Raw genomic sequence first — 581 nt, 5'->3', positions numbered from 1 at the left:
TAAGCGCGTCATAAACCCCACATTCAATTAAGCTTTCCCGAAACGTATGATTTTGTTTTCATTCAAATGGAGACAGCATCATGGCTCATCAGCGACGTAGCAACCAAGAGTGGTTGGCGATTTTTCGGCAATTTGAAAATAGCTCCCTGACCCAGAGGGAGTTTTGCCGCCGGCATGACATCAGTACCTCAACGTTCTTTGCTAAACGGCGCCTGCTTGAGTGCGACAGTGGTAGCCAGCAAGGTGGCTTTATTCGAGCAGAAGTGGTTGAACAAACAACCCATTACCAAGTCGCCAATCCTATTGCATCCAACATGACACTCAGCGTCAATGATATTGAGCTCAGTATTCCTCAAGGAACTCCCGCTGCTTATGTCGCTGAGCTCATCGGCTCACTGTCATCATGAGAGGGTTAGTTAATCCGCCGCAAATTTACCTCTATCGGGAATTCGTCGACTTCAGGAAATCTATCAACGGCCTGGCGGCATTGGTTGAGTCCGAGACTGAGTTACCCCTGAACTCTGGTGCACTGTTCCTATTCACAAACAAGCAGCGTGACAAGATAAAGGTGCTTTACTGGG

General features: G+C 48.0%; 2 protein-coding genes. Both read left to right on the top strand.

The window, feature by feature from the left end:
• Window positions 1-80 precede the first annotated feature (80 nt).
• Window positions 81-407, top strand: coding sequence for an IS66 family insertion sequence element accessory protein TnpA (gene tnpA / locus NHN17_RS25885; RefSeq protein ID WP_255045541.1), 327 nt, complete (start codon window positions 81-83; stop codon window positions 405-407).
• Window positions 404-581, top strand: a 178-nt coding sequence (tnpB, locus tag NHN17_RS26115) for an IS66 family insertion sequence element accessory protein TnpB (protein ID WP_373689602.1), incomplete at its 3' end; no start/stop codon positions are given. The genes tnpA and tnpB, both read left to right, overlap by 4 nt.

The sequence above is a fragment of the Photobacterium pectinilyticum genome (assembly GCF_024357955.1).
Taxonomy (GTDB): Bacteria; Pseudomonadota; Gammaproteobacteria; order Enterobacterales; family Vibrionaceae; genus Photobacterium; species Photobacterium pectinilyticum.
This window is presented reverse-complemented; position numbering and strand designations above follow the sequence as displayed.